Source organism: Mesorhizobium sp. M7A.T.Ca.US.000.02.2.1 (genome assembly GCF_003996995.1).
Classification (GTDB): domain Bacteria; phylum Pseudomonadota; class Alphaproteobacteria; order Rhizobiales; family Rhizobiaceae; genus Mesorhizobium.
Map to the genome: position 1 here is coordinate 1 of NZ_RZTT01000313.1, position 7,260 is coordinate 7,260.

7 protein-coding genes are annotated in these 7,260 nt (G+C 61.7%); 2 read left to right on the forward strand and 5 right to left on the reverse strand.

The genetic code is table 11. From position 1 onward, the window contains the following. The 3 genes from EOD15_RS24540 to EOD15_RS24550 form a co-directional block, all read right to left on the reverse strand. Window positions 1-583 (reverse strand): LLM class flavin-dependent oxidoreductase (locus EOD15_RS24540; protein WP_148129632.1); only part of this gene is annotated, 583 nt, incomplete at its 3' end. After that, complete coding sequence (locus EOD15_RS37270; RefSeq protein WP_127319051.1) at window positions 580-2,388, reverse strand: alpha/beta fold hydrolase; 1,809 nt, start codon at window positions 2,386-2,388, stop codon at window positions 580-582. The genes EOD15_RS37270 and EOD15_RS24540, both read right to left, overlap by 4 nt. Next, window positions 2,381-2,968 carry an amino acid synthesis family protein gene (locus EOD15_RS24550; RefSeq protein WP_127268589.1) on the reverse strand — a complete coding sequence of 196 codons (588 nt, stop codon included), beginning with the start codon at window positions 2,966-2,968 and terminating at the stop codon, window positions 2,381-2,383. Before EOD15_RS24550 ends, EOD15_RS37270 begins: the two co-directional genes overlap by 8 nt. Window positions 2,969-3,101: 133 nt before the next feature. Between EOD15_RS24550 and EOD15_RS24555 the strand changes: the two genes are divergently transcribed. Next, window positions 3,102-3,779 (forward strand): GntR family transcriptional regulator, encoded by a 678-nt coding sequence (locus EOD15_RS24555; protein WP_127268588.1) that lies wholly within the window; start codon window positions 3,102-3,104, stop codon window positions 3,777-3,779. 1,324 nt (window positions 3,780-5,103) lie between these two features. Beyond that, the gene (locus EOD15_RS36965; RefSeq protein WP_245463758.1) at window positions 5,104-5,583 is read left to right on the forward strand and encodes an FAD-dependent oxidoreductase; all 480 of its coding nucleotides are present in this window, start codon (window positions 5,104-5,106) and stop codon (window positions 5,581-5,583) included. 387 nt (window positions 5,584-5,970) lie between these two features. Here EOD15_RS36965 and EOD15_RS24570 read toward each other — a convergent pair whose 3' ends face one another. Together EOD15_RS24570 and EOD15_RS24575 are read right to left on the reverse strand one after the other, a co-directional pair. After that, window positions 5,971-6,306, reverse strand: a complete 336-nt coding sequence (locus tag EOD15_RS24570) for a metalloregulator ArsR/SmtB family transcription factor (protein WP_245463759.1) — start codon at window positions 6,304-6,306, stop codon at window positions 5,971-5,973. Further along, entirely contained in the window at window positions 6,290-7,165 is an 876-nt protein-coding gene (locus tag EOD15_RS24575; RefSeq protein WP_127319053.1) for a DNA ligase, read from the reverse strand. The genes EOD15_RS24570 and EOD15_RS24575 overlap by 17 nt, the downstream gene beginning before the upstream one ends. Window positions 7,166-7,260 lie beyond the last annotated feature (95 nt).

Sequence of the window (7,260 nt, forward strand, 5' to 3'; positions counted from 1 at the left end):
TCACCTGCACCTTGCATCCATGGGAAACGGCAAAATCGTGCGAGTTCGGATCGCGCGCCGCCACCCAGATCGGGGGGTAGGGTTTCTGCAGCGGCTTGGGCGAGGAGGTGGTGGGCGGGAACTGCCAGAACTCGCCTGAGAGCTCGAAGTCGCCTTCCCAGAGGCCGCGGATCGCCGGTATGATCTCACGCATGCGCTGGCCGGCGCCCCAGGCGTCGAGGCCTGGAAAGATACGCTGATATTCATAACTGTAGGCGCCGCGCGCGATGCCGATGTCGAGCCGACCACCGCTAATGACGTCGGCCATCGCCGCTTCGCCGGCAAGTTTGATCGGATGCCAGAAGGGCGCGATCACGGTTCCGGTACCGAGACGGATCCGGCTGGTTTTGGCCGCGAGATAAGCGATATTGATAAAAGGATTGGGCGAAATGGTGAATTCCATGCCGTGATGCTCGCCGATCCAGGCGGTCTCGAATCCGGCCTGTTCGGCCATCAGGACCAACTCCTCGAGCTCGGTCACGAGCTCGGAATGCGGCTTGGCGAGGTCCGACCGTTCCATATGCACGAAGAGCGAGAATTTCATCGCTGGTCACCTGTGTTGGGTGCTGTGGAACCGGCGGTCCTGGCGAGCGGCCGGACCTCGCCTTCGACATCGTTGCCGACATAGACGCCGAATGCATCCACTGAGCATTCCTTGACATAGCGTGCGAGCATCGAGCGGATCGCCGGATCGGCGATTTTCAACGCCTCGATCGCGTGGATCTCGACCAGCCTGATGCCGCGATCGCTGGAAGCGGGCACGTCGAACGTGCCGCGATAGTAGACATGTGTGCGCGAAACATCTCTGGCATCGTCCCAGACGGCGAAAAGGAAGCCCAGCTTGGCCTCGATGGCCCTCGCGGCAAGCACCCCTCGCAGGCTTTTCCCATCGCCAGCCGCACCCAGACCCCGACCGCGCGGCAGTTCAAAACCATCCGCCGTCTCCAGGAACAGGATCCGGCCGCCATTCTCGAGGATGGCGCCGACATCGGTGCCGGGCTGGGTGGCTGCCAGCGCGTCCTGGCTGAGGCCGGGCGCGACATACGCGCCGCGGCAATAGCCGAGCGGCTGCGCGGAATTGTGCTCGAAATCGCGGACGCGGCCAATGAGGATTGAATGATCACCGGCATCGACCAGCCGCTCCATGTCGCAGTCGAAGGATGCGACGGAGCCGTCCAGCACGGGGCTGCCCGTTCGTCCCGGTCGCCAGGCAACGGCGGCGAACTTGTCGGCCGCTTTCGAGGCGAATATGCCGGACGCTGCCTTCTGATCCTCGTTGAGGACGTTGATGGCGAAGCTTTTCGATGTCGCAAAGACAGGATGGCCAACCGCCTTATGAGCGATGCAGACCAGCACCAAAGGTGGATCAAGCGACACCGAGGTGAAGGAGTTGGCGGTGAAGCCGCGCGGCTCGCCTTCGGGCCCGATGGTGGTGACGATGGTGACGCCGGTGAGGAAGGAACCCAGCGCACGGCGGAAGTCGCTGCCGTCGAACCCGGTGTTCGCCGCGGCAGCGCTGTCTTGCTCGATCGCTTCGCCTTCTTTGAGGAAGTCGACGATATGGCGCGTCGTCAGGCCGGGATCCGCCACCGCCATCATATGCCGCTCGCCTGAGAGCACTGTGCAGCGGCCATGCGGCGCCAGCCGCGCCATCGCGGCCGACATTGCCGGCGAAGAATTCCTGTCCTCGGAACCGGTCATGAACAGGGCCGGTACGGCTAGCCTCGGCAGGCGGTCAGCGTGGTCGCTGTCGGCACGAGCGAACAGGCGATAGGTGCGAGCATAACCTTCCGGGTCGACGGCACCCAGTACGGCGGCCGTCTTCCGTGCAGCCGCCTCGAGCTCGACCGGCACCGGATCTCCGAACCAGCGGGCAATGGTCTGTGCCGTGCCGGTCACGTCACTTTTGCCGGTAAGCGCCACCGCGCGCTGGCGAACAGCTTCGGCCAGTTCAGGTGGCCGCCGGAACACGGCATTCAGCGAGACGATGCGGCGGACGCGCTCGGCTGCGCGTAGCGCGAGTTCCTGGGCAACGAGCGCGCCCATCGAGTGGCCGATGACGGATACTTTGTCGAGGCCGAGATGGTCGAGCAGGCGAATGGCCTGATCAGCATAGTCGGCGAGTTCTGGGTTCTGCGGCGGCAGCGGCGACTGACCGTGGCCGAGCATGTCGATGGCGATGACGTCGAAGCTATCGGACATCCGCTCGATCTGCGGCTGCCAGATCGCGGCGTTCATACCAACGCCATGAATAAAAAGCACCGGTGCGCCCGCGCCGACACGGATGAAGCCGGTGCCGTCGGGCGCCGCACCCCGTCGAACCCATGCCGATGCGGAAGCGTCAGCCATGCACGTCCCCAAGCTCTTTGAGGTCCTGGTAGCGGTCGCCGATTCGATGATGCGGGCGGCCGCCGATCGAGGCGCCGAGCGCCACAACCAGCTCGTCGGGCGCCGGTGCATCGCCGATCTGGAAATGCACGGTGAGGTAATGCGAGCGCCGCCCTTCGTCATTTTTGTCCATCAGCGGAATGATGATCGGGGTGTTCGGCCCGCCGCGCAGATTGGTGAAGGCAAGGTAGGTCTTGGCGCTTACGGCACGCCGATAGTGGTTGCCGAAGTGCAGCGTATGGATCAACGCCGACGCATGCTCGATCTCGCCCGACGTACCGCAGATGGCGGCCTTGCCATAGCCCTCGATAGCCTCGCCGGAACCGGCGGCGGCAACGATCTCGTGGGTCAGGATCTCTCCCAGCACCGGCGCACAGGCTCGGATTTGGGGCGACAGATCGTCGGTGAAGCCGCGACCGGCCCAGGGATTGGTCAGCACCGCTGCGACGCCGATAAGGCGCAGCGGCCGGGGGGCGGCCTTGCCGCCTTCGATCAGCGTGTTCTCGGTATAGGTAACGATCTTACGAATGGCGGGCTGCATGGAATTCCTCGGGTAGGTGGTGCCTCGGGACATCCAATCCCGCTATCATCTTATGGTATACCATGCTATGGAGCGCCAAGTACCTTGTCAACCGGGCATCGAATCTGTTTTCGTAGCGGCGCAGGAGGCATACATGCCAGACGATACGCTTCGCATCGACCGCAGCTCCAAGACCTTGAGGACGCTGGCGCTGGAGCGCATGCGCGAAGCGATCATGGATTTCCATTTCCAGCCTGGCGAAAGGCTTGTCGAACGGCCGCTTTGCGACCAGCTCGGCGTCAGCCGTTCCGTCGTGCGTGAGGTACTGCGGCAGCTGGAGGCAGAGGGGCTCGTGCAGATGATCCCTGGGCATGGGCCGGCCGTCGCCAGGCCGGACCTCGGCCGTACCGATGAGATCTACGAGCTTCGGGCTCTGCTTGAAGGCATCGCGGCCCGAGCCTGTGCCCTGTCGGCCACCGGCGAGCAGTTGGCAACGCTCGAAGGGGCGCTGGCGGATTTGTTCGATGCGTGGGCGTCGGCGACGCCGCCTGCGGTGATGCGGGCGACGACCAAATTCTACGAGGCACTGTTCGAGGCCGCCGACAAGCGTGTCGCCTGGGAAATCGTCTCCGGGCTGAATGTCCGCATCAACCAGCTTCGTTCGATGACAATCGTCTCGACCAACCGGCGCGAAGCGGCGATCGCCGAGATGAACGAGATCATGGATGCGATCCGCGCACACAAGCCGGAAGCGGCGGAAGCAGCAGCGCGGCGGCATGTCGAGTCCGCCTGGAAGATCGCCCGGAACACACTACGCGTCGATTGTCCTTAGTCTCACCACCAAATCTCCAACAGAGCCGATCGCCCACGAATCGGGCTGCGGAAGCTTTACCTCACCTTAAGAGTGCCGCAGCAACACCCCGCTCTATGCGGAGGGTGCCTCTGGGGCTCGTCGCGTGGAGCGAGCGGTTTTCTTCGCTACTTCGATTCTCAGGAAGCTAATCACGCGGCCTCTCTTGTGTCATCGTAGCTGACAGCAGCCTTCTCGAAAGCCAGATCACTCCGTCGAGCCCAGTTCCTCTCAGCATCGAGCAGCTCATTCTCCCCACTCAAGCCGTTCATGAACAGCCTGAGTACGTGCGCAGCCGTGCGCTCTCCCGCCCGCGAAGCAACAGGTACGCCGCGCTCTTTGCAGACCGTCTCACAAACACGGGCAAGCATCACAATATCGCTCGGTTCTAAAAATCGACCTGGATACAACATACCGTCCTCTGTTGGAAAGCTACGTGAGCCTTTGATTACGCGAGGTCACCGGCAGCAACAATCAACTATGATAGTCTGCACCTCGACTGGTCAGAAAATCTGAGCGGCCTTCAGACGGTGGGCATCGCGCCACTCCGAGTCGGAAGGACAGAACTATCAGGCTAGGTTTTTCCGTTAGGTCGATTCGGTCCAATCGCGTGGGCCCGGGTAATGCGAACGGTCGCTCGTCTAATGGCAAGTTGGCCGGTGAAATGCCATGTCGGCATTTTCGGGCACCTCGAATTGAAGCCTTGCAAAAGCTGGAACCCCTCGGTGTCGCAGACCGCGCAAATCAAATCGAGGCGCGCACCGCCGCCCGGTGAGAGACACCTCGACGAGTTGCCGCGAAAATCCACCTTGAAGGCCTGACCGTCAGCTACTCATCCCCCTGCCAAAGCAGGGAACAAGATCCTTTGGGCAATGTTAGGCGCAATGCCAAGTTCTTCCTCCGGTCATGTGTTTGACGTGGCGATTGTCGGCGGCGGCCCCGCAGGACTTGCGGCAGGCATGTATCTGGCGAGATTCTTGCGTTCGGTGATCTTGGTCGACGCAGGCGACGCACGAGCCAAGCTCATTCCAAAATGGCATAACTGTCCTGGCTTCCCGGACGGCGTAGGCGGGCCAGAGTTGCTCGGCCGTCTCAAAGCCCAGGCACGGTGCAGGCGTTGTGGACGGTCGTGTAGCGGGCGCCGAGAAGCGCGACGGGACCTTTCTGCTGACGACCACCTTCGGGACCATCCGAGCACAGCGCATGGTTCTTGCAACCGGGATTGTGGACAAGGCCCCGGCAATAGAAGAGCTGGAGGAGGCGGTGGCGGCCGGCACTGTGTCCGGTCTGCGACGCCTACGAGGCCATGGGCAAGCGCATCGGCGTCGTAGGCCCAGTGCATCTGGCACTCAAGGAGGCCCTGTTCTTGAAGGAGTACAGCGGTCAGGTCACCTTGCTCGCCAGCTATCCGGAGGATATTTCCGAGGACGCTCGCGGCATGGCCTCGGCAGGGGTCATCGAATCTGGGACACCGTCGAGAATCTGGTCGCTCGGGCAACCGGGTTCGACGTTGTCATGGCCGACGGAGCGCCAATGCGGGACGTGGATGTGGTGTACCCCGCAATGGGCTCTGATGTGCGCTCTGAAACTTGCCGTCGCACTCGGTGCAGGGTGTGACGCGCAAGGATATGTTCTGGTCAGCCGACACCTCGAAACGTCGACTGCGGGCCTCTATGCCATTGGAGACGTGGCTGAGGGCCTCAATCAAATTGCCGTTGCGTTTGGTCATGCCGCCACCGCAGCAAGACATATCGACAACGCACTTCAGTCTAGGCCGGGAAGCTGACCGGCCACCCTGCCATGGGGTAGCGTCTGACCTAACGAAGGCCGGCACGGTTGCGAATTTGGGGGTGGACCACGCCGTGCCGGCCAGTGCTGGACGCCCCAGCTCAGTTACGCTACCGGCACAATAGGAATCCAGCAATTAAACCTGATGGTCTAGGTAGCCCGTCGGCCATTCCGCGATAGCGCCTCCCCTACGATCCGTCGCTGTCAAAATGTGCACTGTTGAGCGCACCACGTCGTCGCGACGGGGCGCCCACGATCTGCCCCGGTTCGCGATAAGCGCGGCGTCAAATTTCAAACTGATACGCTGCCGTAATGCGCCGTCCAACTACTTGCAAACGAACAGTCGAACTCCCTTGCCCCAGGCCATCACCAAACCGACTGGCTGTCACGGATTGAGGTCAGAAAGCATGTCGTTTTCTACCCATCTTTCCAAAAGCTGAATGAGCTTCAGAGCCCGGTCGGTGCACGAATAAAAGGTTGTGTTCCTTTCGCGTCTCTTGGCAACCAAATCAAATTTCCGCAACATGACAAGATGCTGAGAGAGAGCGGGTTGGCTCAGTCCAACCCGAAATGCCAGATCGCGGACCCGTATCTCGCCTTTGGCCATTATGAACAGAGACAGAAGTCGCTTCTCGTTGCCCATGGCCGCGAGGAGCCCGGCCGCGGATGCGGCATAACTGGGCAACTTTTCCGATCTGTCTTCCTCAGCCAGCGCCACCACTGTTGATCTCCCACAGATCCTGCACGGGAGCATTGCGCAGCTTGGGCTCGCCGCGTAGCGTCCGGACGCGAGCGTTGATGTCCGGCTTCACCCATTCGACCTCAGGCGTGACCTGCGCCGTGGGAACGCCATTCGGTGGCCCGGCCTTGGCCTTCTGCTCGCGTGTCCAGAGCCAGTTCTTGATTGCATCGGTTTTGGCGATCACCGCCTTGCCGACATTCTTGACGTGTCGTGCGAACAGCCTCTCTGTCCACTCGCCGGGCTGCCGCTTGATCCCAATAAGTTCAAAATCAATGTCCCAGCACTTCAGCCAGACTGCATCCTTTGCCCTGCTGCGGTAAGGGGTGACCTTGCGCTTCGAGACAATACCTTTGAGGCTCATCCGATCGGCCGCTTCGTAGATCTCGACCCCGCCTTCGACATGCTGGCTGCACTGGACGATGCCTTCGGCCGGCTGGATGAGCTCCCGCAGGATTGCCTTGCGCTCGACTGCTGGCCGCCAGCGCAGATCTTCACCACTTTTGTGCAGGATATCGAAGGCGACGAAGGCGAGCAGCTCGGCATTCCACGCCATGCGCGAATGCATCGCGTGAAAGTTCGGCCGGCCGCCCGGCTGCGGCGCGATCATCTCGCCGCCGGGAATGAAGGATTTCGCTTTCAGCTGCTCGGCGGCAGTGACGACAGGCCGGTGACGTTTCAACCGGTCTATCCCCATGCGGGTGAAGGTGAGCGCGCCGGCCCAATCGAGAATGATCTGGGTGCAACAGCCATCATCTTTGATTTCGCACAGCCAGCCGTTGCTAACCGGCGGCTTCAGCGCCAGGACAGGCTCCTGCGGCTTGATGAACTTCAAACGCATGAACTGACTCGCAAACTGCGATTCAATTTAGCACACGCTTAATTAGTCTCGTAGCATTTTAACGAGTCATTGACCGCGCTGTCCCATTATAGGAC

Excerpts from the sequence above, each read along its gene's own strand:
- EOD15_RS24575 (WP_127319053.1), bottom strand. The coding sequence starts at position 7,165 with ATGCGTTTGAAGTTCATCAAGCCGCAGGAGCCTGTCCTGGCGCTGAAG.
- EOD15_RS24555 (WP_127268588.1), top strand. The coding sequence starts at position 3,102 with ATGCCAGACGATACGCTTCGCATCGACCGCAGCTCCAAGACCTTGAGG.
- EOD15_RS24550 (WP_127268589.1), bottom strand. The coding sequence starts at position 2,968 with ATGCAGCCCGCCATTCGTAAGATCGTTACCTATACCGAGAACACGCTG.
- EOD15_RS37270 (WP_127319051.1), bottom strand. The coding sequence starts at position 2,388 with ATGGCTGACGCTTCCGCATCGGCATGGGTTCGACGGGGTGCGGCGCCC.
- EOD15_RS36965 (WP_245463758.1), top strand. The coding sequence starts at position 5,104 with ATGGGCAAGCGCATCGGCGTCGTAGGCCCAGTGCATCTGGCACTCAAG.